Source organism: Campylobacter concisus (genome assembly GCF_902460595.1).
In the GTDB taxonomy this organism is placed as follows: Bacteria; Campylobacterota; Campylobacteria; order Campylobacterales; family Campylobacteraceae; genus Campylobacter_A; species Campylobacter_A concisus_BL.
Genome location: NZ_CABPVA010000001.1, coordinates 545294 through 568925, shown reverse-complemented (window position 1 = coordinate 568925; position 23632 = coordinate 545294). Strand labels below are relative to the sequence as shown.

Annotated in this window: 27 protein-coding genes and 1 pseudogene; 17 read left to right on the top strand and 11 right to left on the bottom strand. The window is 38.1% G+C overall.

What is annotated here, in order from left to right:
• Positions 1-231: 231 nt before the first annotated feature.
• The 5 genes and pseudogenes from F3G86_RS11325 to F3G86_RS02755 form a co-directional block, all read right to left on the bottom strand.
• On the bottom strand, positions 232-672 hold the full coding sequence (locus F3G86_RS11325) for a methyl-accepting chemotaxis protein (protein WP_410369198.1): 441 nt from the start codon (positions 670-672) through the stop codon (positions 232-234).
• Between the two features lie 759 nt (positions 673-1431).
• Positions 1432-2022, bottom strand: a pseudogene (locus tag F3G86_RS11150) (PDC sensor domain-containing protein); the annotation flags it as partial.
• Positions 2023-2297: 275 nt separating this feature from the next.
• Positions 2298-2840 (bottom strand): SCO family protein, encoded by a 543-nt coding sequence (locus tag F3G86_RS02765; RefSeq protein WP_103607078.1) that lies wholly within the window; start codon positions 2838-2840, stop codon positions 2298-2300.
• 9 nt (positions 2841-2849) lie between these two features.
• Positions 2850-3314, bottom strand: coding sequence for a hypothetical protein (locus tag F3G86_RS02760; RefSeq protein WP_149722911.1), 465 nt, complete (start codon positions 3312-3314; stop codon positions 2850-2852).
• On the bottom strand, positions 3314-3736 hold the full coding sequence (locus tag F3G86_RS02755) for a copper chaperone PCu(A)C (protein ID WP_103603284.1): 423 nt from the start codon (positions 3734-3736) through the stop codon (positions 3314-3316). Before F3G86_RS02755 ends, F3G86_RS02760 begins: the two co-directional genes overlap by 1 nt.
• 137 nt (positions 3737-3873) lie before the next feature.
• Between F3G86_RS02755 and pgp2 the strand changes: the two genes are divergently transcribed.
• From pgp2 to F3G86_RS02730, 5 genes are read left to right on the top strand one after another with little or no spacing between them, the layout of a single operon-like run.
• Positions 3874-4839: a cell shape-determining L,D-carboxypeptidase Pgp2 gene (pgp2, locus tag F3G86_RS02750; protein ID WP_021085203.1), complete on the top strand. Its 966-nt coding sequence runs from the start codon at positions 3874-3876 to the stop codon at positions 4837-4839.
• 2 nt (positions 4840-4841) lie between these two features.
• Positions 4842-5081 (top strand): CmeU family protein, encoded by a 240-nt coding sequence (gene cmeU / locus F3G86_RS02745; protein WP_009294264.1) that lies wholly within the window; start codon positions 4842-4844, stop codon positions 5079-5081.
• Positions 5074-6087: an alanine racemase gene (locus F3G86_RS02740; protein ID WP_149722910.1), complete on the top strand. Its 1014-nt coding sequence runs from the start codon at positions 5074-5076 to the stop codon at positions 6085-6087. The genes cmeU and F3G86_RS02740 overlap by 8 nt, the downstream gene beginning before the upstream one ends.
• Positions 6088-6096: 9 nt before the next feature.
• A complete protein-coding gene (locus F3G86_RS02735; protein ID WP_103596742.1) occupies positions 6097-6528 on the top strand; it encodes a peptide deformylase in 432 nt (143 codons plus the stop codon).
• Positions 6519-6920: a flagellar protein FlaH gene (locus tag F3G86_RS02730; protein WP_149722909.1), complete on the top strand. Its 402-nt coding sequence runs from the start codon at positions 6519-6521 to the stop codon at positions 6918-6920. The genes F3G86_RS02735 and F3G86_RS02730 overlap by 10 nt, the downstream gene beginning before the upstream one ends.
• Before the next feature lie 311 nt (positions 6921-7231).
• Here the strand turns inward: F3G86_RS02730 and htpX are convergent, their stop codons facing one another.
• The 5 genes from htpX to ribA are packed head-to-tail and all read right to left on the bottom strand — an operon-like array spanning position 7232 to position 9786.
• Entirely contained in the window at positions 7232-8098 is an 867-nt protein-coding gene (htpX, locus tag F3G86_RS02725; protein ID WP_149722908.1) for a zinc metalloprotease HtpX, read from the bottom strand.
• 8 nt (positions 8099-8106) lie between these two features.
• Entirely contained in the window at positions 8107-8469 is a 363-nt protein-coding gene (locus F3G86_RS02720) for a hypothetical protein (RefSeq protein WP_149722907.1), read from the bottom strand.
• Complete coding sequence (locus tag F3G86_RS02715; RefSeq protein ID WP_009294554.1) at positions 8466-8660, bottom strand: hypothetical protein; 195 nt, start codon at positions 8658-8660, stop codon at positions 8466-8468. Before F3G86_RS02715 ends, F3G86_RS02720 begins: the two co-directional genes overlap by 4 nt.
• Positions 8657-9226: a 16S rRNA (guanine(527)-N(7))-methyltransferase RsmG gene (gene rsmG / locus F3G86_RS02710; RefSeq protein ID WP_149722906.1), complete on the bottom strand. Its 570-nt coding sequence runs from the start codon at positions 9224-9226 to the stop codon at positions 8657-8659. The genes F3G86_RS02715 and rsmG overlap by 4 nt, the downstream gene beginning before the upstream one ends.
• The gene (gene ribA / locus F3G86_RS02705) at positions 9223-9786 is read right to left on the bottom strand and encodes a GTP cyclohydrolase II (protein WP_103620789.1); all 564 of its coding nucleotides are present in this window, start codon (positions 9784-9786) and stop codon (positions 9223-9225) included. The genes rsmG and ribA overlap by 4 nt, the downstream gene beginning before the upstream one ends.
• Positions 9787-9854: 68 nt before the next feature.
• Here ribA and hemB point away from each other — a divergent pair, with 68 nt between their 5' ends.
• The 12 genes from hemB to F3G86_RS02645 all read left to right on the top strand — a co-directional run bounded on the left by hemB (position 9855) and on the right by F3G86_RS02645 (position 23379).
• Positions 9855-10826, top strand: coding sequence for a porphobilinogen synthase (gene hemB, locus F3G86_RS02700; protein ID WP_149722905.1), 972 nt, complete (start codon positions 9855-9857; stop codon positions 10824-10826).
• A 1-nt stretch (position 10827) separates the two neighbouring features.
• Positions 10828-11745, top strand: a complete 918-nt coding sequence (argF, locus tag F3G86_RS02695) for an ornithine carbamoyltransferase (RefSeq protein WP_149722904.1) — start codon at positions 10828-10830, stop codon at positions 11743-11745.
• Complete coding sequence (locus F3G86_RS02690; RefSeq protein WP_103609666.1) at positions 11742-12227, top strand: DUF2603 domain-containing protein; 486 nt, start codon at positions 11742-11744, stop codon at positions 12225-12227. The genes argF and F3G86_RS02690 overlap by 4 nt, the downstream gene beginning before the upstream one ends.
• Positions 12220-13581 (top strand): oxygen-independent coproporphyrinogen III oxidase, encoded by a 1362-nt coding sequence (hemN, locus tag F3G86_RS02685; RefSeq protein ID WP_149722903.1) that lies wholly within the window; start codon positions 12220-12222, stop codon positions 13579-13581. The genes F3G86_RS02690 and hemN overlap by 8 nt, the downstream gene beginning before the upstream one ends.
• Positions 13582-13693: 112 nt before the next feature.
• Positions 13694-15373: a TolC family protein gene (locus F3G86_RS02680; RefSeq protein WP_149722902.1), complete on the top strand. Its 1680-nt coding sequence runs from the start codon at positions 13694-13696 to the stop codon at positions 15371-15373.
• Between the two features lie 20 nt (positions 15374-15393).
• Positions 15394-16053 carry a transglutaminase-like cysteine peptidase gene (locus F3G86_RS02675; RefSeq protein ID WP_103567736.1) on the top strand — a complete coding sequence of 220 codons (660 nt, stop codon included), beginning with the start codon at positions 15394-15396 and terminating at the stop codon, positions 16051-16053.
• The gene (locus F3G86_RS02670) at positions 16050-17999 is read left to right on the top strand and encodes a bifunctional diguanylate cyclase/phosphodiesterase (RefSeq protein ID WP_149722901.1); all 1950 of its coding nucleotides are present in this window, start codon (positions 16050-16052) and stop codon (positions 17997-17999) included. Before F3G86_RS02675 ends, F3G86_RS02670 begins: the two co-directional genes overlap by 4 nt.
• Positions 18000-18002: 3 nt before the next feature.
• Positions 18003-20141 (top strand): type I secretion system permease/ATPase, encoded by a 2139-nt coding sequence (locus F3G86_RS02665; RefSeq protein ID WP_021085509.1) that lies wholly within the window; start codon positions 18003-18005, stop codon positions 20139-20141.
• Between the two features lie 2 nt (positions 20142-20143).
• The gene (locus tag F3G86_RS02660) at positions 20144-21610 is read left to right on the top strand and encodes an HlyD family type I secretion periplasmic adaptor subunit (protein WP_149722900.1); all 1467 of its coding nucleotides are present in this window, start codon (positions 20144-20146) and stop codon (positions 21608-21610) included.
• On the top strand, positions 21610-22107 hold the full coding sequence (locus tag F3G86_RS02655) for a DUF5416 family protein (RefSeq protein WP_149722899.1): 498 nt from the start codon (positions 21610-21612) through the stop codon (positions 22105-22107). The genes F3G86_RS02660 and F3G86_RS02655 overlap by 1 nt, the downstream gene beginning before the upstream one ends.
• A gap of 17 nt (positions 22108-22124) precedes the next feature.
• Entirely contained in the window at positions 22125-22760 is a 636-nt protein-coding gene (locus F3G86_RS02650; RefSeq protein ID WP_149722898.1) for a response regulator transcription factor, read from the top strand.
• Positions 22753-23379 carry a transglutaminase-like cysteine peptidase gene (locus F3G86_RS02645; RefSeq protein WP_009294528.1) on the top strand — a complete coding sequence of 209 codons (627 nt, stop codon included), beginning with the start codon at positions 22753-22755 and terminating at the stop codon, positions 23377-23379. The genes F3G86_RS02650 and F3G86_RS02645 overlap by 8 nt, the downstream gene beginning before the upstream one ends.
• Here F3G86_RS02645 and F3G86_RS02640 read toward each other — a convergent pair.
• A partial coding sequence (locus F3G86_RS02640; RefSeq protein ID WP_222862759.1) for a hypothetical protein occupies positions 23376-23632 on the bottom strand: 257 nt, incomplete at its 5' end. The two genes, F3G86_RS02645 and F3G86_RS02640, sit on opposite strands and share 4 nt — an antisense overlap.

Here is a 23632-nt window from a genome sequence, read left to right as displayed (position 1 = left end):
CAAGAATTGACTACTAAAATTTGGCTTCGCTTACCGCTTAGCTCAAATTTTAGAGCCGAAATTACTCGTTCATGAAATTTTAAAATTTAATAGATTATTCTTGAGTGCTAAATTTGAAATTTATAGATAAGCACAAAGATTAAATTTAAGATTTAGAATTTAAAAGGATTAAAAAACTCCAACCCAGTCTAAACCAGGTTGAAATTTATGAAGATTTATGAAGTAGTTTGATTAAAATTTATTCTTTCTTACTTCACTTACTATTGTCTTTGCCATGTTATCAACATCACTTGTTACTTCATTAGCTCTATTTGCAATTACTACGTTTTCTTTTGTTAGGTGATCTATTTGAGCAACTGATTGATTGATCATATTGATACCTTCACTTTGCTCTTTGATTGATTCACTCATCTCATTTATTGATTGAGCTAATACATTTGTATTTGCTTCTATCTCACCAAGTGATTTTTGAGTTCTCTCAGCTAGTTTTCTAACTTCATCAGCAACGACGGCAAATCCTCTACCATGCTCTCCTGCACGTGCAGCTTCTATTGCTGCATTAAGAGCTAGAAGGTTTGTTTGATCTGCTATATCTCTAATGATAGTTATGATGTTTTTAATTTCATCACTTTGTCTTATAACATCAGCTGTCTTTTGAGAGATGGCATTCATTGAGCTAGACATTTGTTCTACTGCAGCTGCACTTTCTTGAAGTGAGCTTGCTTGTGTGCTAGCACCTTGTGTAAGCTCTTTCATAGCTAAAGCCAAAGTTGTAGCCTTTTCTTCAAGCATCTTGGCATCATTTAAATTTGAGTTTAGCATAGTGCAAATTACCTCACCCATATTTGATACTCCAAGTATCATAGCTTTTAGATCGGCTTCTAGCTCTTCATTTATCTCAACCTTTGCTGTAAAGTCGTTTTTAGTATATGAGCTAAGAACATTTGTTATGCCCTTTAAATTTGCTGAGATAGATGTAAAGAATTTATTTAGTAGCTCTTTTAGCTCATTTAGCGATGGGTTGTTTGGAGTTGAGCCTATCTTTGCTCCAAGGTTTCCTTTGATCATTAAATTTGCTACCTTATTTAGCTCATCTATCATAGTGCTATCTTTTTTGATGCCGGCTACAACTTTATCGATGTTTTCATTTATAGCTTTACTCATCTCGCCAAATTCATCATTTGATCTTACCTCTAGCTTGCTTGGTGCTTTTGCTTCGTAAGTTACAAATTTAAATAGATCATCAAGCTTAGACTGGATAGTTTTTATAGGGTTAAGAGACTTTTTAAGTAAGAAATAGACAAATGCTGAGAGGATAACGATAAATAGCACTGCTAGGATTAGCTGGATCTTTAGGAGGGGCATAGTATTTGTGGTAAATACATCTTTTTGCATAGCAGATATAGCTAGCCAGCCACGATCGTTTAGTTCTATAAAGTCAGCATATAAGTCTTCACCTTTTAAATTTTTATATAGTATAAGACCATTCTCGTCAAAATCCTTTGCTTTGTATCGCTCGATTAACTTTTTGGTTAGTTCAGGGGCTGTATTTATTATATTTTTATCAGGGTGGATGATGATCTTACCATCTTTATCTGCAACAAAAGCATAGCTATAATCAGTCTTGCTGATACTCATGATCTCTTTGCTTAGCTCTTCGATACTAACATTTGTAGCTGCAACGCCGGCATCTTTTATAGGAGCAACGAAGCTTATTACCATTTGTTTTAAAGAAGAAGATATATACGGATCAGTAAAGGTAATGCCATTTTTTTCTTTAGCTAGTTTATACCAGTCTCTAGCCCTTGGATCATAGCCATCTTTTGGGGTTTCGTTTTTGCCATTTGAGCGGTACATCGCACCGTCATTATAGCCAGCATAAACAAGTCCAACTTCTTTATTTGACATCGATTTGCCTTGAGCTAAGATAGCGTCGATACCGTTGCGGTTTTCATCTAGCTTAGACAGGATAGAAGACATACTATCCACGATATGAAGATTATTGTTAAAAAATATATCCATTGCATTTTTAACATCTTTTAGAATTTGGCGCTGAGCTTGTGTGACTAGCTCGGTTGTCTTGTTCTGAGCGGTGTAGTAACTAGCAGCTGACATAGCCACAAACGAAATACATAGAGCAACTATTAACATTAGCGCTATTTTATTGGTGATTGACTTCACACGAATTCCTTTACATATGATTTTATGTTGTCTATATCGGCTAGTTTAAAAAGAATTGTATAGCTGTTTAAGAAGTTTTTCTTTAAAAGTAAGAAATTTTGATCTATAAGATAAATTTAAGGTCTATCTTTTATTAAATTTAAAAGATTTTCTCTGATATTTTCGTTAGTTAAATTTGAAATTTCGCTGTAGAAATTCCCCTCTTTATCTAGTAGATAGATAGCGGAGCTGTGAGCGACAGAGTAGCCCATAGCAGAGTTTTTAAGATGCACTTTTTGGTATTTTACGCCGTAGTTTTTCACAACTTTTGGTAGATCATTCATCTTTAGTCCGTCTGCATCTTTGTAGAAATTTTTTGCCATTAGGGTTAAATTTTCAGGCGTGTCACGATCAGGATCAAGAGTGATGAAAAGTAGCTCAAAGTCGTCTCTTTTTAGTTTATTTAGCTCATCGCCCACAAGAGAGAGCGTAGTAGGGCAGACATCGGGGCAGTAAAGATAACCAAAATATATCGCTTTATATTTGCCGTTATAGTTTTTAAGGCTCACTTCGCCATGCTCTGAAAGCGCCTTAAAATCATACTTGTTTGGCTTTATAAAAAGCATCGCAAGACCAGCACATATTAAGATTATTATTAAGCCCCAAAGTGTCTTTTTCATCATTTGCCCTTACATTTTTAGATCGAGATCGACAAAAAAACCAGTATCTTTTTCGCCATCAAGCAGCTTAAACCTATACCTCATAAGATCGACCACGCAAGCACTTAGCACGACTTGTGCTATTAGATTATCGCCTCTTCGATCAAGCCTTGCCTTTATAGAACCCATGTTCATGTTTATGCCATCGATGGCAAGGTTTGGATCTTTTAGCTCTAAATTTTTGCCATTAATGATCTTAAAGCTAAATGGCCTCATCGCAAAGATCGGTCTTGGCGAGATGTCTATCTTTAGCTTAACGCCATTAAATTTCACCTCGCAAGCATCTTTGTTTAGATCGCATTTTAGAGGATCAAGCGATGTATTTACATCGGCAAATTCAGGCGGATCCTCTTTGCTGACCATAAATTTATGACCTATCCAAAAAGCGCCTGCTACGATAAAGATGAGTGAAAAAAGGATTAGAATTTTTTTCATTATTTAAAGTTTTTGGTTACTCCGATATTATCAAGCTTTATGACCTCGCCGTTGCTAAATTTAAGCTCCAGATCAACCTTGTCACCATCTTTTATAGGTCTATTTAGATCCATTAGCATGATGTGAAGACCGCCAGGTGCTAGCTTAGTCTCGCCATTTTTTGGGATAACAGCGTCTTCAACCTGAACCATAGCCATCATGCCATTTTCCATCTTGTGAGTGTGGATTTCAGTGCTTTTGCAAACACTTGAATGAACGCCAACTAGCTTTACATCGGCATTTGAAGCGTTTTTGATATTCATGAAAATAGCGCTGTTGTTTGTGCCAGGCTTTGTGTCTCTTGCTCTGACATTTTCTAGGCTGATGTCAGCTGCCATTAGTGTAGAAGCCGCAAGCAATGCACCAAAAACAAGTTTTTTCATATTTTTTCCTTTATGGTAAATTAATAATGGTTTTCAGATTATACATATAAAGAAACTAAAATTCCCTTTAAAATTTAAAAATTGAAATTTTTTAGGTTATAATTACGCACTAAATTTTACTTTTTGGGACACTTCACTTGAAAAAGATACTATTTTTCTTCATCGCGTTAGCGCCTTGTCTTTTTGCCCAAAATTACGAAGAAATTTACTTAAAAAATGGCCCATCTGCTGTCATAGAAGCCATTGAAAAAAATATTTTAAGTAAGGACTACTGGCTAAACAAGCTCAAAGACAAGGACGTTAGATACGGATATTACGACAACGAGATACTTCTAAGCGTGGTTGATAAGACTGACAAAGAGCTTGAGGTCATCTCTTATAAAGACGGAGTTACAAAAAAACTCTTTAGCTCAAGTGTAATCGTTGGCAAAAATGGCGACAAACTGCTTGAGGGCGACCTAAAAACGCCAGTTGGCGTCTATCAGCTCACACGTAGATTTACGCCAAATGACAGATATCTTGGACCTCTTGCCTTTTCTCTTTCATATCCAAATTTACTTGATAAACTTGCAAAACGTAATGGCAGCGGCATCTGGATACATGGCTATCCGCTCGATGGTCAAAGGACAGATGAGCTAAAGACAAAAGGCTGTGTGGCTATGCAAAATGACATCTTGATGAAATTTGACGAAGTTATAGACCACAAAAAAACGCTCGCATTTATCTATGAGGACAAGCGTCCAGAAGCAAGCGCGAACGACATAGCAGTGATCATCTCTGGAATTCTTAACTGGAAAAAGACTTGGAGTGAGAGTGACATCAATAGCTATTTGAAATTTTATGATAAAGATTTTGAGCGATATGACGGCATGAGCTTAGAAAATTTTAAAAATATGAAACGAGCTATCTTTTCTAAAAAAGAGAAAAAACATATCGCTTTTTCAAATTTTCTCATCACACCTTATCCAAATCTTAAAAACGACAAACTCTTTCGCGTGAGTTTTTATGAGGATTACGCTGCTGATACGCATAAATTTGCAGGTCAAAAGACCCTTTATGTCAAGCTTTATGGCGATGAGATGAAAATTTTTATAGAGGAGTAGAAGTGGAAAAATCTCAAGAAGTAAAAGAGAAGATAGAGAAAATTTTAGAGGCGAGGTCTGCATTTTTTGCTGAGCTAGACCGCCAAGTACCAAAGAAAAATGGCACTGACGTCTTTGACTTTAGCAAGGTTAAAGAGGCTGATCTAAAAGAAATTTACGCTAAATTTTATGCATTTGACTACAACGTAAGAAAGCTCTTGCCTGACGTTTATAAAGCTTATGATGTGAATTTTAATGTCTGAGATACACCTAAACAAAGCAGCTTACATCCACAATCTAACGAAAATTTGTGACAAAGCTGGCGGAAAAGAAAATGTTATCGTAGTGCTAAAAGATAACGCTTATGGGCACGGCGCAAGGCTCATAGCTAGCGAGGCTAAGAAATTTGGCATAAAAAACTGCGCTGTAAAGAGCGAGTGTGAAGCAAATGAGATCGCTGATATCTTTGAAAATATCTTGATCCTCTCGCACATCCCAACAGGCGATGAGAGCGCTAAATTTACCTACGCTATAAACGACATAGACGCACTTTTAAAGATAAAAGAAAATACAAAAATCAACCTCGCCATCGACACTGGCATGCATAGAAATGGGCTTGATATAAGCGAGCTTGATTATGCATTTGAAATTTTAGCCAGAAGAAATTTAGAGCTTCTTGGCGCTTATACGCACTTTCGCGCAAGTGATGAGCTAAATGCTGATTATTTCGTGCAAAGAGAAAATTTTAACGCCGCAAAAGCGAAAATTTTAGCTCTTTGTGATGAGTTTGGTATAAAAAAACCGATCTTTCACTCTCACAACTCAGCCGCCCTTGAAAGAGCGAGCGAGATAAAAGATGATATGGTGCGCGTAGGCATCGCTCAGTACGGATATGCCCAGTTTAATAGCTCTTTAAATTTAAAGCCAGTGCTTTCACTTTGGGCAAAGCGCGTTAGCAGACGCGTTTTAAAAAGTGGTCAAAGCGTGGGATATGGGGCTAAATTTATAGCAAAAGATGATATAAACGTCGCTACTTATGATCTTGGATATGGCGACGGACTGCTAAGATACAATGGACTTGGCGAGCTAAGGCTTGCAAACGGCGAGCTGATACTTGGCAAAATTTCGATGGATAGCTTTAGCTGCAAAGATAGTGGCGAATGGGTCTGTGTCTTTGAGGACGCAAATGTCTGGGCTAACTTTTTTGGCACGATAAACTACGACATCTTGGTCAAACTCTCGCCAAATATCACTAGAAAATTTATATAAAGGTAATATGTGAAAAAGATCGTTTTATTAGCTCTTGCAAGCCTTGCTTTTGGTGTGCAAGAGAGTGAGTTTAAAGTTTATGAGCAGATACTAAATCAGCTTGATACAAAGCAGATCCCAGCCTTTGTCGTCCAAACCGCAAAGCCAAATTTACCAAGCAGGGTCGATGAGATGATCACGCTAAAAGATGTAAGCAGTGACGGACTAAACATACATGGTGAGTTTGTCTTAAATGAGACCAAGACAAAGAAGCTAAAAGGCTATAACAAGGCTCAAATTTTGGCTTTAAAAGATGAATTTTATCAAAACGGAAAAGAGGCGCTTTGCAACTCAGGCATGGCAAGAGCTGCGCTAAATCGCGGCATCACGCTAAGTGGTAGCTATGGCTTTGAGGGCAGGCATCTTTTTGATTTGAAGCTGGATAAGAGTAGTTGCGAGTAGCCCTTTTTGCTCTGGTTTTTTGCTCGCTTGCTCTGGCTCTTACGCCAGATATGGCGGCGAAAAATCACGCAACATACTACAAAAAAAAGCTCCCATTTATCTGCACGCCGACGCTAACGCTTAACGATATCTTAAACGTTGGCGACACGCTCATCTACAGATACGCCGTTAAACACGCAAGAAAGCAAGAGATCAAAAGGCTTGAAGAAAAAGAGCTTTTGGAATTTATCGAGGCTATAAAAAAAGAGAATTTAAGAACCGCTTGCAAGGATAAAGAAATTTTAAATATGCTAAGCATCGGCGTTAGCTTGGATGAAATTTTCTACTCAGAAAACGGCGAACTAATCTTTGAATACACTATAAAAGATGAAGACTGCAAGAGACTTCAGTGAAATTTGGGGTTAAATTCAGTTTTTGGCTTTTAAATTTAGTTTTTAGCCAAACTGTATTTGTAAATTTTAACAAAACCGCATGCGGGGCTTTAGCACTGAGGCATACCACTTCTAACGTCGTCGGGGTTGGGGGATTGTTAAGGGGGAAGAGAGCTTCTTTGCTTCACTAGCTCGCAACTGCAAGCAGACCGTAATTCAAGTCTCCTTGTTTCCCTTTTGGATAAAAATTTACAAATTTAATTGAGTTGCTTTGTAAATTTTAAAATTTAAAAACGAAAAATTTAGCCCAAATTTTACTAAGGGCTAAAATTTTATATACCTCTTTTTATCTCGCGTTCTAGTTTTTGAAGCTCGGCGATCCTGTCGCTGGTGCTTGGGTGCGTTCTAAAAAGCACGCTAAGCTTGCTAGTTAGCGAGCCAAATGGATTTACGATAAACATATGTGCACTTTGCTCGCTTGCGTTTTGCATGACGTAAGAATTTGAGTAGTTTTCAAGCTTTGTTAGCGCGCTGGCTAGCCACTCTGGGTGTCCCGTTAGATAGGCTGCGCCTTTGTCCGCCTTGTACTCGCGCTCCCTTGATATCGCCATTTGGATGATCGTAGCAGCTAGTGGCATCACAACGGCGATGATTAGCATAATCACTGGGTTTGCATTTCTTTGCGAGTTTTGATTTTGACCAGCAATGGTGCCTATCTTGGCAAAATTTGCGACCATCGCAATAGCCCCAGCTAGTATGGCAGCGACTGAGCCAGTTAGGATGTCATAGTGCCTTACGTGGCTTAGCTCGTGAGCTAGCACGCCCTCGATCTCGTTTTCATTTAAAATTTTTAAAAGCCCCTCGGTTACTGCGACGGCTGCGTGGCTTGGGTTGCGGCCTGTGGCAAAGGCATTTGGCACTTCTTCTGGGATGATGTAAATTTTTGGCATCGGCAAATTCGCCTTTTGTGTGAGGCGTGAGACGATCTCGTAAAGGCCGTGAGCGTTGCTCTCATCAACTGGGATGGCATTATATCTTTTTAGAACGAGCTTGTCGCTGAAAAAATAAGAAAAGATATTCATGCCAGCTGCCATCAAAAAGGCGATCATCATGCCTTGCTCGCCGCCCACATAGCCGCCAACAGCGATAAAAACCAGCATTAAAGCAACCATTAAAAAAGCGGTTTTAAAAATTTCCATTTTTTTCCTTATTTTATAGCATTTGGCAAGATCGCTGCGTCGATCTCAAATTTCGCAAGCTCGAAAAGGCTTGCTTCACTCTCTATCAAAACAGCGATAAGTGCGTCAAATAGGTAGTTTTGCGCAACTTTTGCCAGATCTTTAGCTAGCGTAATATCGGCAATAATAAATTTTGCTCCAGCGCCGTTTGCGATGATAGCTTCGTTTATGTCATTTGCGATGATGCTAAAGCTTGCTCCAGCCTCTAGCGCTTTTTTTATCAAATTTCTATCAAATTTAAAGAGATTTTGCCTGCCGTTTGAAATTTCATCTTCGCTTTTGCAAAGAAACAGCGGTTCAAATTTGATCAGTTCATCGCCTAAAATTTTCATCTCTCACCCTTTATGCACTCTTTGCAGATGTATTTTCCGTCCCTTAGCACCATTTGATCGATGTCGCTAAAGACGCCACATTTGCTGCACTCTTCGAAGTTGCTGGTGCTTATCTTGTCGCTTTTTTTTCTATTTTTAAAAAATATGATGTAAATCGCAACCAAAATCGCTACAAAAAGCAAGTATTTCAACGTATCTCTCCTTGATTTTTGAGATTAAAAAATATGTAGTTTCTGTTTTTTTCATTATAAATTTGCGCGTTGATGCCTGAAATTTCCTCCATGACGCTTGAGCCCTTGTAGATGAGAAATTTAGTGCTCTCATCATAAAATCCCTCACAAATTTTTATAAGCTCTTTTGTCTTGCTAAGCGCCCTTGAGGTGATGAGATCAGCTGTAAATTTATCTGCAAGCTCGATCTTTTGGCTATGAACTTCTAAATTTTGCAAGCCAAGCTCGATTTTAGCGTAGCTTAGAAATGATGACTTTTTGGCTATAGGCTCAAAAAGGTGCCACTTAGTGTGTGGCATCGCAAGCGCTAAAAATATCGCTGGAAAGCCAGCTCCGCTACCAACATCGATCGCCGTTTTAGCACTTAGGTCAAAAATTTCAAGCGGCTTTATGCTATCAAGCACCTGCTCGCTTATATCTTTATAGTTGCTTAAGCTATGAACTCGGTTAAATTTGGCAAAAATTTGAGCGTAAGCCTTTACTTTTTCGTTAAATTCAGCTGGCAAGCAGAGTTCATTTTTTTTCACAAGATGTGCCCCATTTGCTCTTTTTTGACCTTTAAGTAGCCTTCGTTAAATTTATTTGGCTTTATAACGATAGGCACGCGTTTTACGATCTTTACTGAGCTTAGTCCGTGAAGTTTTAATGGGTTATTTGTGAGTAAATTTACCTCTTTTATGCCGTAGTGATTTAGGATAAAATCAACCACTTCGTAAGTTCTCTCATCAGCCTTAAAACCTAGCTGGTGATTAGCCTCGATGGTGTCAAAGCCCTTGTCTTGCAGGCTGTAAGCGTTTATCTTGTTTAAAAGGCCGATATTTCTGCCCTCTTGACGCAGGTAGATGACCATGCCGCCATTTTCTTCGATATATTTTAGGCTCGCTTCAAGCTGGTCGCGACAGTCGCACTTTAGGCTTCCGATCGCATCGCCAGTTAGGCATTCGGAGTGAATTCTAAGATTTATCACTTCGCTCAAAGGCTCTTTGTAGATCACGAGGTGCTCTTTTGCCCCTTCTTTGAAGGCTTGAACCTTATAAGTGCCAAATCTTGAGGGTAGATTTGCCGCGTTTGAAATTTCTATTTTCATTTTAAATTTACTCCAACTGTGCTAAACTAGCTAAAAACCACGCATTTTAACAAAGAAAAGGCAAAAATATGTTTAAACGTTTTAGAAGATTAAGAATAAATCCAGCTTTAAGAGACATGGTAAGAGAGACTAGCCTTAGCGTAAATGACTTCGTCTATCCGCTCTTTGTAGTCGAGGGCAAAGGCGTTAAAAACGAGATCGCTTCGATGCCAGGCGTCTATCAAATGAGTATCGATGAGATTTTAAAAGAGTGCGAAGAGATAGTAAATTTAGGCATAAAATCGATCATTTTATTTGGTATACCAAGCCTAAAAGATAGCGTTGGCAGCGACGCACTAAGTAATGACGGCATCATCGCAACGACGCTTCGAGCCATAAAAGATAAATTTCCAAATTTATTTGTCATCACAGACCTTTGCTTTTGTGAATACACAGATCATGGCCACTGCGGCATAATCGACCACGTGCATAACACGATCGACAACGATGCAACGCTTGAAATTTCAGCTAAGCAAGCCTTGATACACGCTCAAAATGGCGCCGACATGATCGCACCAAGCGGTATGATGGACGGTATCATCGCAACACTAAGAGAGGCGCTTGATAGCAATGGCTTTGAGAATTTACCAGTCATGGCGTACTCGACTAAATTTGCTTCAGCTTACTACGGACCATTTCGCGACGTGGCGCAAAGCGCACCAAGCTTTGGCGATAGAAAGAGCTATCAAATGGACAGCGCAAACCGCTTGGAGGCGATCAACGAGAGCTTGCAAGACGAGGCGCAAGGCGCTGATATCTTGATGGTAAAGCCAGCGCTTGCTTATCTTGACATCGTTAGAGAGCTAAGAAATTTGACACTTCTACCACTTTGCGTCTATAACGTAAGTGGCGAGTACGCACTGCTAAAAGCTGGCGCAAAAGCTGGCATCATCGACTACGAGCGCGTCATGATGGAGACATTAATCGGCTTTAAAAGAGCAGGGGCAAATTTGATCATCACCTATCACGCAAAAGAAGCAGCTAAAATTTTAAGGGGCTAAGATGAGGCACTTTTTGACGCTAAATGACTTTAGCAAAGATGAAATCGAGCAGATGATAAATTTAGCCCGCAAGATCAAAAAAGAGGCAAAGACTAGAGAATTTAAGCCATATCTTAAAGACCAAAAGCTTGCGATGATATTTGAAAAAAGTTCAACCAGAACTAGAGTGAGCTTTGATGTGGGTATGCATGAGCTTGGCGGATATGCGCTATTTTTAAGTAAAAATGATATACAAATAGGCCGTGGCGAGCCGATCCGTGACACCGCTAGAGTGATAAGCAGGATGTGTGACATGGCTATGCTAAGGGTCGATAGGCACGAGACACTAGAAGAATTTGCTAAATTTTCAAGCGTGCCAGTGATAAACGGCCTAAGCGATAAATTTCACCCAGTGCAGCTCATGGCAGACTATCTAACTATGCTTGAATTTAGCGCAGGTGAAAAGGTCGCGTACGTAGGGGACGGCAACAACATGACTCACTCGTGGCTCATGCTAGCAAGCAAACTAGGACTTGAGCTAAGAGTAGCCACGCCAAAAGGCTATGAGGCGGACGCTGAAATTTTAAAAATGGCTAATGAAAACGCAAAAATCTCAGGGGCTAAAATTTTTATCACAAACGATATAAAAGAAGCGGTAGATGGTGCCGATGTAGTGACTACGGACACTTGGGTATCGATGGGGCAAGAGGCTGAGAAAGAAAAGAGGTTAAAAGACTTTGCTGGATACTGCGTGGATGAAAATTTGATGAGCTTAGCTAATAAAGGCGCGATATTTTTGCACTGCTTACCAGCTTACAGAGGCTACGAGGTGAGCGAAGCGGTCTTTGAGAGGCACGCGGATGAAATTTTTAGCGAGGCGGAAAATAGACTTCATGCCCAAAAAGGCGTGATGGTCTGGCTAGATGAGAGAAGAAGATGAGTGAAGAGAAAAGTATATATGACGAGATAGATGAGATCGGCACTACACTTGGGCTAAGTAGCCCTGAAAAAACGGTCTTTGAGATAGTTTCAACGAAAAATCCAAACGAGCATATCTTAAATTTAAAAAGTGGCTCTTGGGACTCGAAAGAGCCGTGGTTTGGCATTGATGAAAATCAAAATTTACACACGGTCATTTCAGTACAATCGCTCTCGGCTTTGATAGAAGCCTTAAAAGAGTCGCAAAAAGAGAATTTTGACCTAAGACTTGAAAAGACGATCTGGCAAAATATCCCAGTTGATTTTAGTGATGTTTGGGTGGTTGCGATGGATGAGATCAAAAAGATCGCTCACGATAAAAAGAGCAGGCAGTTTAACATAGATCTTGATAAGCTGGTAAAAAATATCAAAAAAGAGCATCCAAATTTATTTGTAGATATAAAAGAGATGATCCAAATGGCAAGGAGCAGGGCAGATGATTGATTTTAGTGCGTATGTGAAGTATTCAAGGCCAGGGCCAAGATATACGAGCTATCCGACAGCGCCGGAGTTTAGTGATAAATTTAGCTATGAGGCTTATATAAAAGAGCTTGAAAACCGCGACAAAAAAAGGCCGCTTTCGCTTTATTTACACCTGCCATTTTGCAGGAGTGCTTGCTATTTTTGTGGCTGTAACGTCATCTACACGAGCAAAGAGGACCGCAAAGAGAGATATATAAGATATATAGAAAAAGAGCTTGAAATTTTAGCTCGACACCTAGATACAAGCACCGAGGTCTTGCAGATGCACTTTGGCGGTGGCACTCCGACATTTTATAATGCCGAACAACTTGATGAGATCATCAAACTTATCAAGGCTAAATTTAAAAATTTCTCAAAAGAGGCTGAGATAAGCTGCGAGATAGATCCTAGATTTTTGACAAACGAGCAGCTTGATGTGCTCATATCTCACGGCTTTAACCGCATAAGCTACGGCGTGCAAGACTTCGATGAGAAAGTGCAAAAAGAAATTCATAGAATTCAGCCATACGAGGTCACTCAAAATGCTGTAAAAATGGCTAGGGAAAATGGCATAAAATCAATCAATATGGACTTGATCTACGGTCTGCCGTTTCAAAGTCTAGAGAGCTTTAAAAAGACGCTTGAGCTTGCTCTTACTCTTGATCCAGATAGGCTTGCAGTATTTAACTACGCTCACGTGCCATGGATAAAAAAGTCGATGCGTAAATTTGATGAGACGACCCTGCCAAATCCAGAAGTAAAGCTTGAAATTTTAAAATTTACAGCCGAGTTTTTAACTAAAAATGGCTACAAAATGATAGGAATGGATCACTTTGCAAAGCCTAATGATGAGCTTTTTGGCGCTTTGGCAAATGGCACTTTACATAGAAATTTTCAAGGCTATACGACAAAGGGTGGCGCTGATCTTATCGGCATAGGCATCACAAGTATTGGCGAGTGCAAAAGACACTACGCGCAAAATCATAAAGATATGGATGAGTACGAAAAAGCGATCGATAGTGGAAAGTTGCCATACGCAAAGGGAATTTATCTAAGCGATGAAGACTTGCTTAGAAAAAGTGTGATCATGAGTTTGATGAGTAATTTCGGGCTTAATATCAAGGCAGTCGAGGATGAATTTCATATAAATTTCTTTGAACATTTCAAAAATGAGCTTGAAGAGCTAAAGAATTTAAGTGAATTTGTCGATGTTACGACAGATAAAATCAGCGTAAATGAGACAGGAACGCTGATAATACGAAATATTGCAATGTGTTTTGATGAGTATCTTAAGAAAATTCCAGAGAATTTAAGGCGATTTTCTAAGACGATATAAAAATTATTTTTTTGTCATAAGGTATTTAAAATACGTTTAATATTTCTTGGTGTATAATTCGCACTAAAAGTCGAGCCAAAGCTTGACAATAAAAAGGTAAAAGGATCTAGTTATGAAAAAGATGTTAGCAATTAGTGCTTTGGCCGCAGCAACGTTGCTGTCTGCTCAAGATGTCCCTTATAGGATTTTTCTAGCTTCATTCGCTCAAGATGATAGCGCTGCTAGAATCGATAGTGCTGTTAGCAAAGTAAACAGCAAAATATCAGATAGCAGACTAACTACTGGCGTTTATGAAGTTGGTGGAAGAAAGTTTTTATATGTTGATACAACTCCAGTTTCTGAAAATGAAGCTAATGAGTTGTTAGCTAAAGTTCAAAATGAGTCAGGTTATAAAGATGCTTTAATGAGAGCTAAGTCACCTGTCACAAATGCTCAATCAGCTAAAAAATCTAATATAGAGCAAACTATATCAACTGAGCCTAAGGCAGCAGCTACAGCACAAGCTGATGATAGTGTATTGACTTTGGATCAAGTTGTAAAAACTATTTTAAATGAAAACCCAAGTTTAAAAGCTACAGAATTTAACTACTTACAAGTTGGTAAAGATCTAAAAATAGCTAAAAATGCTTACTATCCAACACTCGATGCAGCTGCTAGAGTAGGATATGAGAGAAAGCGTCTTGATGACGGTCTTACAACAAGAAGAGGCGATGGCAGAGTATCTGGCGCATCTTTAACTTTAGTTGAAAACCTTTACAATGGTGGTGCTGATAAAAACAGAATCAACTCTCAAAGCGCAAGACTTGACTCAGCTGCTTACACAGTAGCTCAAGCTGCAGATAGACTAACACTAAGCGCTGCAAATGCTTATTTGCAAGTTCTTCAAACAAAGAGAATTCTTGACATTGAGGAAGAAAATGTAAAAAGCCACGAAGAAATTTATAGCCAGATCAAAGATAGAGCAAGATCAGGTTACGGTGTAGCTTCTGAAGAGAGACAAGCCGGATCACGCTATACTTTGGCTCAATCAAACTATGTAGCTGCTAAAAACAATTACGAGGATGCACTTTCTACATTTGAAAAACTATATGGAAGAAAAGTTGCTGCTAAAAACCTAGTAATGCCTGAGTTTAACCTGCCATTACCAAGCACTAAAGAGGCTGTTTATGACAAAGCTGTTCTTTGCAACCCAACACTTCTAGTTCAAAGATCAAACATCGCTATGGCAGAGTCTGTTGTAAAAGAGAAAAATGCACCATTTTTGCCAAAACTAGATCTTGTTGTATCAGGTGCTTATGATCACTCAAATGTTTTATATGATGATTATGAAGAGCAAACATTTGACGCTCTTTTAAGACTAAACTATAACCTTTATAACAAAGGTAATGATAAGCTAGATAAAGAGAAGAGCCAACTTGCTGTTCAACAAGAGCAACAAACTATGGACAACCTTGTAAGAGAGCTTAAAGAGTCTTTGGAATTTTCATGGCAAAACTATGTTCTTAACCAAGAAAAAATGGGATATCTAAATCAACACGTTGAATATTCAAAAGCTACTCTTGATGCATACCAAGATGAGTTTAGAATTGGTCGCCGCGACCTTATCAACCTACTTGATGCAGAAAACGAATACAACACAGCTTTAAAAGAGATCGCTACAACTGAGACTGCACTATCTTATGCAAAATATAGATTGCTAGATAACATGGGTATGGTTTCAGATAGTTTTGAGCCAGGCTTTGCTAAGAGATATATTCAAGGCGCTTGCAGTATTCAAAACGACTTAAGATAAAAATTTAAAAAGTGATGACCATGAGGGTCAAAGCAAAATTTTGGACGCTTACTTTAAGCGTCCTTTTTTCGTTATTAGCATTAAATGCTGTTGGGGATTTTGTAAAACAAACAACGATAGCAAAGGTGGCTAAAATTTATGGAGAAGATGCAAGAAGAAGGGCATCGGCATTAAATTCTTTAATGACTTCATTGCAAGATGCAACCGAACAAGAGAAATTAATAAAAGTAAATGATTTTTTTAACTCTTTTAGGTGGGTTGATGATATGCAACTTTGGCATAAAAAAGATTACTGGGCTACCAGAATGGAATTTGTAGGAAAAGGCGCTGGTGACTGCGAAGACTACGTTATCGCAAAATATTTTACTCTAAAGCAACTTGGAATTCCAACTCAAAAATTATACTTCACATACGTTAAAGCCTTAAGATACAACCAAGCACATATGGTTTTGGCATATTATGATACACCAAAGTCTATTCCATTAATTTTAGACAACATAAATGGTAAAATAAAAATCGCAACTCAAAGAACAGACCTTGTGCCAGTTTATAGTTTCAACGGCGATTCGCTATACTTGGCAAAACAAGAAGGTCTTGGTCAGGCAATACCAGGTGGAAATAAAAAACAAAATCCTAAGTGGATGGAACTAATAGATAGGATAGGAAAAGAGGATTTATGACGCTATTTAAACAGATTATGATCGCTGTGATAGCTTTTGGCATCGTGATTTTTATGGCTGTTGGCTACTTAAATTTTAAGAGCCTAAATGGATACATCAATGACCAGCTCGGTGAAAACGCAAGACACACAGCAAACTCACTTGGACTTGCTTTAAAGCCGATTGTCGATCCTGAGGATATGTCTTTGGCACAAACGATGATAAATTCTATGTTTGATAGCGGCAGATACAAGCTCATTAAACTTGAAGATGTCGATGGTAAGGTACTTATAGAAAATTCTCAACAAACTATTGTTAAAGATATCCCAGAGTGGTTTTATAAGATTGCTAAATTTGAAGCTCCAGTGGCAACAAGTGAGATCATGACTGGCTGGGCAAAATTTGGTACACTCTATGTTCAAGGTAGCACGGCGCTTGCTTACAATGAGCTTTACTCAAACTCAAAAAATATTTTTAACTTTCTAGCTTTAATGATCATCATCGCTCTTATCGTGGCATTTTTTGCCCTAAAGGCGATATTTAGACCACTTGTTAAGGTTCAAGATCAAGCTGAAGCGATACTTGATAATAAATTTATCATTCAAAAGAGAATTCCATTCACAACTGACCTTAAAAAGATGGTGCTCGCCATGAACTCGATGGTTAGCAAGGTTCAAGACATCTTTGAAAGAGAGGCTGCTACGCTTAGCAAGTATCAAGAGCTTTTATATAAAGACTCTATGAGTGGCACTTACAATAGAAGGTTTTTTCAAACTAAATTTAGCGAGTATCTAGCGAGTGAAGAGTATTCAAGTGGTGTTGCATCGCTTATTAGCTTTAAAGATCTAGCTGGATTAAAAGGCGTTCTTGGCTTTGAAAAATGGCAAAGTGTCATCATAAAAATAGCTCAAATTTTACAAGAAAAATCGGCCGAAAATGACCAAAATGCGATCGTCGCAAGGTTAAATGACAACGATTTTATCGTTATGTCATACGGTAAAAACTCATCAAATTTCTCAGCTCTAAACGATAAGATCATGGCTGAGTTTAAAAAACTCTATGCAAATTTCTCTATAAATGATAGCGAATGCCCAGTTAATACTGCTATTGTCGAGTACTCACCAAGCACTGACATGAGGACATTACTTACATCAGCTGACGTTACTTTAGCTAGTGCAAGACTAGCTGGCTGCTTTACTTGCAAGGAATTTAATGCAAATCAAAACACACTAGTCATTGGTAAAGAGAAATATAAAGAGCTTATCTTTGACTCTATAAAAGAGGATAAATTTAAATTTGCAGCTCAAAAAGTAGTTGGTTTTGACTCAAGCTTTGAGCAGTATGAACTTTATCTAAGGCTAGTTGATAGCGAGGGCAAATGGCGTATGGCATCATACTTTATGCCAATGGTAAATGAGCTAAATTTAGGTGCGATGCTTGATCTTCATATCCTAAATAGAATCGCTAGAATTTTGCCTGAAAATATCTTGCCTCAAGGAAGCTTGGCGATAAATTTAGGAAAAGAGATATTAAGTTCGGATGAAAATTTCTCAAAACTTGAAGCTACGCTTAAGAAAATCGCTCAAATTTCAAAATCTAAAAACTATATAGAAATTCCAAACAAAGACGATATTAGTATCGAAAGTATAGTTAGACTTACTAAAAAATTAAAAGAACTCGGCTTTGGTTTTGGATTTGACCACTTTGATCTTAATGCAAAAGGCATTGAGAAATTAAAAGAATTTAATCCAGACTACGTAAAGATCCAGTCGAGCGTCTTAATCGACTTTTTAAGTGATAAATCAGGGGCAAATACAAAACAATCACTAGATGTTGTTTTAAGCTCAAAAGATATCATTTTGATTGCGATTGGTGTTGAGAGTGAAGAGCAAAAGAGTAAGCTAATTGAACTTGGCATTAAAAATATGCAAGGAATTTATATAGATGAAATCAAAAATATTGGATGATAGATGCATAGCGACAAGATAAAAGACGAACTGCTTCAATGTTTGGTGATCTTTACCAAACTTCACAATAACCCATATAGTGCCGATGCTTTAACTATCGGTCTGCCTGTAAAAGATGGCGAAGAGATCGAGCTTTTTTCACTAAAGAGCTCGAAGTCTTTATTTTCTCGTGCAGCTTCACGTGCTGGCTTTGCATCGACGCTTGTCAGAAAAGATCTTGATCAAATTTCGCCTTTAGTTTTGCCTTGTATCTTGATGCTTAGAGGCAAAAAAGCTTGCATCTTGCAATCTTTCAGCGAAGACAAAAAGATGGCAAACATCATCACGCCTGATCTTTCAACTGGCACTAGTACGATAGAAACAAGTAAGCTAAAAGATGAGTATCTAGGCTATGCTTACTATCTAAAACGTGAATTTGTCCCAGAAGATACAAGCTCGACAAAGCTTATCGACGCTGGTAATGACCACTGGTTTTGGGGCACTTTAAAGCGCTCTAAGAAAATTTACTTTGACGTCGTGATAGCAAGCTTTATCATAAACTTATTTGTCCTTGCAAGCCCGCTCTTTACGATGAACGTCTATGACCGCGTTGTGCCAAATAACGCAGTTGAGACACTTTGGGTTCTAGCGCTTGGCGTGAGCGTCGTTTATGGCATCGATCTATTTTTAAAATTTGTCCGTTCATATTTTCTTGAGATCGCAGGCAAGAAGAGTGATATCATCATGAGCTCGATCCTCTTTGAGCGTGTCATGGATATGAAATTTAGTAATAAGCCAAAGTCGGTTGGTTCATTTGCTAGCAACTTGAAAGAATTTGACACAGTTAGAAATTTCTTCTCATCTGCTTCGCTTGCTGCCATTGTGGATCTGCCATTTGCGTTAATCTTCTTGATAGTTACCTACTTTATAGGAAGCTACCTTGTGCTTGTGCCTATCGTTATTATGATAGCTATTTTGTGCTACACATTTTTTATAAAAGATCCGCTTCAAAACGCGATCAAAAGCACATTTGAGGCTTCAGCTATGAAAAATGGCATTTTGATAGAGAGCCTTAGTAGCTTAGAGACCATTAAAACTCTTGGTGCTAGCGGCCATGTGCAGTGGAACTGGGAAGAGGCGACTGGCGAGATAGCAAACAGAAGTATTAAATCAAAAATAATCACTACTTCAATCACAACTGTCACGTCGTTTTTGGTACAGTTAAATACTATCGCCATCATCGTTCTTGGTGTCTATATGATACAAGATACGCACCTTACTATGGGTGGTTTGATCGCTGCTGTTATGCTTAGTTCTCGTGCGATCGCCCCTATGGGTCAAGTAGCCTCACTAGCTGCAAATTTCGAGCAGACAAAGACAGCTTATCAAAGCCTTAGCAAGATCATGCAGATGCCAGTTGAAAGACCTGAGGGCAAGAAATTTGTTAGAAGAAATTCTTTTGATGGCAAGATAGAGTTTAAAAACGTTAGTTTTACTTATCCAGACACCACAAAAGGCTCACTTGATAGGATAAATTTTGTCATTCAACCAGGTGAGAAAGTAGGCATCATCGGTAGAAATGGCTCTGGTAAGACAACCTTGCAAAAGATAATCCTAGGTCTTTACGCACCGACTGAGGGCTCAGTGCTAATTGATGGTATCGACATAAATCAAATAGACCCAGCTGATCTTAGAAGAAATATCGGCTACGTGCCACAAGATGTTGTGCTATTTAAAGGAACGGTTAGAGAAAATATCGTTCAAAAAGCTCCTTATGTCGATGATATGCAGATCATTAAGGCGGCTAAGGTAAGTGGCGTTGATGAATATGTCAATGCTCACCCACTTGGTTTTGATATGCCTGTCTTTGAAAGAGGCGATGGCATCAGTGGCGGTCAGCGTCAAAGTATAGCCGTGGCTAGGGCATTTTTGCTTGATAGTCCTATCATCTTGCTTGACGAGCCTACAAATTCACTAGACAACACAGTTGAGAGCAAGCTAAAAGCAAATTTAAAGGTAAATACCGTAAATAAAACTATGATTTTAGTAACTCATAGAACATCGATGCTCGATCTTGTTGATAGGCTCATAGTGATGGATAACGGCAAAATTTTACTAGATGGTCCAAGAGACGAAGTTTTAGCTAGACTTAGTGGGAAGTGATTATGCAAGAAGATATAAAAAATCAACAAAATGAAAATTTAAAGCCAGACGAAAAGCCGGTTCAAAAAAGCGACATAAAAGAGCAAGAGAGCGCTGGAGATCAAATTTTAAATAGCGTAGATGGCATCAAGTCAAACATCCAAGCAAAAAACTACGATGCCTATGACTTAAAATTTATGTCAAGCCTCTCAGAAGCGGTTTTGGCAAAGGCTCCATCAACCTCAAAAAAGATACTTTATGCAGTTAGTATAACTGTATTTTGGCTTCTTATCTGGGCTTCATGGGCACAGATAGACGAGATAACAAGAGGTAGTGGCAAGATCATCCCATCAGGCAAAAACCAAGCAATACAAAACCTTGAGGGCGGTATCGTAGATCAAATTTTTGTAAAAGAGGGCGATGAGGTTAAAAAAGATCAAATTCTAATCAGGCTTGATAATAAAAACTTTACAAGTAGCTACGGCGAGTCAAAGCTAAGACTTGATGAGCTTCAGGCTAAATTTATGAGGCTTGATGCTGAAGCAAATGATAAAGAATTTGACTACAACGAAACAAGAGATGCGAACAATAGCAAAGCTGTAAGATACGAGATAAGCTTGCATAACTCAAACATCGATCACTTAAATGAGCAAATAGGAATTTTGACAGAGCAAATTCACCAGCGCCAAAGTGAGCTAACCGAGCTTAGAAATAAAATTTCTCAAACTCAAAATAGCTATAATCTTGTTTTAAAAGAAAAAGCGATCATGGAGCCTATCTTTAAAAAAGGTCTTGTTAGTGAGGTCGAGTATATCCAGCTTCAAAGACGCGTAAATGACCTAAAGGGCGAGCTTGACGCATCTGTGCTTGCCGTGCCAAGGGTCGAATCAACTATAAAAGAGGCGAAAAATAAGATAGAAGAGGCAAAGCTGGCGTTTAAAAATAATGCAAAAAAAGAGCTAAACGAAGTCTCTGCTGAGATCGCAAGGATAAACGAGTCGCAAATCAGCCTAAGCGACAGGGTAGAAAGAACTTATGTAAGATCTCCGGTAAATGGTATCGTTAGTAAGATGATGGTGCATACAGTTTCTGGCGTCATCAAGCCAGGTGAAAATATCGCAGAGATCGTCCCACTAGAAGATAAACTTATCGCTGAGGTAAAGGTTAAGCCAGCCGATGTTGCGTTCTTAAGACCTGGACTTGATACGATGGTTAAATTTACGGCGTATGATTTTAGTATTTATGGTGGCTTAAAAGGTAAAGTAACGCAGATCAGTGCCGATACCGAGACAAATGAAAAAACAGGCGAGAGCTACTATCTAGTCAGGATAGAAACTGAGAAAAACTATCTTGGTAGTGAAGAGAAGCCACTTAGGATCAAGGTTGGTATGATAGTTTCAGCTGATATCATCACTGGTAAAAAGACGATACTTGACTATCTGCTAAAACCTATCTTAAAAGCAAAACAAAACGCTTTAACGGAGCGATAATGCAAAAGTCAGCTAGCTTTGAGCGAAATTTTAGCGAATATCAAATTTCAAGAGCGAAGTTGGCTGATGAATTTGTCATTTTAAATGATGGCAAAATATGCGATCTAATCGGAAGAGGGATCGTTAAATTTCTCTTTAAAGACTGTGAAAAAAGCTTTGATGAGATGATAAATTTAAAAAGAGAAAATTGCATAAATTTATCTGGCGTAGAGATTAAAGATGAGCTTATAAAGAGCATCAAGATATCTATTAGCGGCTACGATGAAAGTAGCGATAGCTTGGACTTTGATCTAAATTTACTATCTCTTAGTGTGCCATATAGATATGCCATATCAAATGGTTGTTTTGAGATGAGTATCTTTTTAAAAGAAGGCAAAGAAGTGGTTGAGAAATTCTTATCCACTTTCAGTTATAAATTTGAGGCAAATAGTGGCAAGGAGCGCTACTTGATCGTTTTCGTAAATGAGTCAAAAATTTACGAGCAAACCTATATGTGATATAAGGAAATATGGTTATGAATGTGGTTTTTTTTACTCAAAATGGTTCGCTTAATAATCTTTGGCGAGGGTATTTTTCAGATGAAGATGTGAAATTTACTCACAATAAAAAAGATTTTTTTGCAAATTTAAACGACGAGGTTGATATCGTCGGTATCGATACAAACGCTTTTAAAGATAGCCTTGATGAAAATATTAAAACCATTCATGAAAGTTTTCCAAATATAAAATGTCTAATCCTTGCAAACGAACCAAAATTTAGTGAAGGCAAACATCTGCTAGCTCTTGGCGCCAAAGGATATGCAAACTCACACATGAGAAAAACGCACTTTGAAGATGCCTTTGAGACGATTTTAAATGGCAAAGTTTGGCTTTATCCTGAGTTTATCCAAGCGATGATCGGAGAGCTAACTGGCTCATATATAAATAATGAAAGTGAGACTTTAGAGAAAAAGTCTGATCTAAGCGAGCTTAGCTCACGCGAAAAAGAGATCGCAAACTTAATCTATCAAGGTCTAACAAACAATGAAATTTCAGAGCAAACAGGCATTACTTTAAGGACAGTAAAGGCGCACACCACGTCGATTTATAGCAAACTAAATGTGAAAGATAGAATAGGTCTTGTACTTTTGATGAAGCAGCTGCATGCGTAAAATTTTGCTTCTTTTCTTTTTTGTCTCTTCACTTTTTGCAAATAATTTTGAAATTTCTCCAAAAAATATATCTCAATGTAAAAATCAAATTTGCAAAAATATCCTAAACCACTATGCAAATTTTATGAAAAAAATAGAACACGAAAGCTTTATAAGAAAGCTAGAACTCATAAATTCATACTTAAATTCCTTAATGCCAAGATATGATGATTTTTACAATACAAATGTCGATGTGTGGAGCACTAGGAGCGAGTTTTTAAGGCGAGGTGGTGGAGACTGCGAGGAGTACGCGATATCAAAGCGTGATAGCCTAAAAGATCTTGGTGTAGATAATCAAAAATGTCTTCTAGTCGTTCAGGAAAAAAATACAAAAAAATATCATATGGTGCTAGCTGTTTGGGAAAATTTACACAAAGAGCCTTTGATACTTGATAATCTAAGCTTTAGAGTTTTGCCACTTTCGAAGCGTTATGACCTTGTGCCAGAGTATTGCTTGATGGATGGAAAATATTTTAAGATAAAAAAAGATGGCATAAATTTAGAGCCTGTAAATATAAGAATGCAAACTTACGAAAATTTGATAAAAAAGGAAAAAGAAGAGAAATTTTGGAAGAATTAATCTTCCAAGTCAATGTCTATTTTTTCAACATTTGTTGTAATATCTTTAGTATTTTTCTCAATGTTATGTTTATTTTTCTCGATTAACGATCTGTTTTGACCTATAAGGTCTCTATTTTCTTTGATACCATCACTGTTTTGCTCAATCATTTTGCTTAGCGTTGCTATCTTTTTTTCATAGCGGATCATTAAGAAATAGATCACGTAAATTAGCAGTAAAATTACCGCCCAAGGTAAAAATTGCATATTAAATC